Origin of the sequence: Methylophaga sp. UBA4204 (assembly GCF_002379485.1) — a bacterium.
Classification (GTDB): domain Bacteria; phylum Pseudomonadota; class Gammaproteobacteria; order Nitrosococcales; family Methylophagaceae; genus Methylophaga.
This window is the reverse complement of the sequence record NZ_DFTU01000059.1, coordinates 3,974-4,684: the sequence shown is the minus strand read 5'-3', so window position 1 is coordinate 4,684 and position 711 is coordinate 3,974. Positions and strand designations below refer to the sequence as shown.

Below are 711 nucleotides of genomic sequence, written 5' to 3'. Positions count from 1 at the left end.
TAATGACCTTATCGCCTTTGTTATAGCCATAGGTATCGTTATAGGGCTTGAAATTATCCAAATCGAAATAACATACCGTGGCATGACGTTTTTCCCGGATAGACTGTTGAATGTGCTCATTTAATGGTACATTACCGGGCAGGCCGCTCAGTGGATTGGCATGACGGGCGATGGTTAATTGCAAGTCAGTAATCTGCCGCAATAAATCCATCAAACTACCTACACCACGGTAGAATCCTTGTTCCGAAATGATAAAAACGCTGTGCTGATGAGAAGGTTCCTGACTCGTAATTTGCTGGCTGAGCGACTTTAGCTGCAAAGTCGTCTCAGCAATGATAGGGCGATTATCCATAAATAGATGAATCGGTTTGCGACCATGTAAGTCCCGGCCATAACGACTTGCATACAGGGTCATAAATTCATCGCGCCATACCATGCCAGCAATGGTGTCGTTTTCATGTAATACCGGCAATGCGGCCAGTTTTACGGCATTCTGGAAGCGTTCGCCTACCTGATTTACATCATGATAAGTACGCACCGGGGTTAATTGTGTCAGCAGGCTTCCCACCAGTGAATCTGAACGGGGCACCCCCGAATGAATTTTTTCTCTGGGTTGGCGTTTGGCAAATAATTCAGGCGGTAATTCTCGCTTGGGATTCGGCGTTGGGCGGCCGAAATAATAGCCCTGAGCAAAATGCATATCCATGGACT

General features: G+C 46.4%; 1 protein-coding gene. It reads right to left on the bottom strand.

The features are described 5' to 3' along the window. A partial coding sequence (locus B3182_RS08425) for a diguanylate cyclase domain-containing protein (RefSeq protein WP_292752347.1) occupies window positions 1-711 on the bottom strand: 711 nt, incomplete at both ends.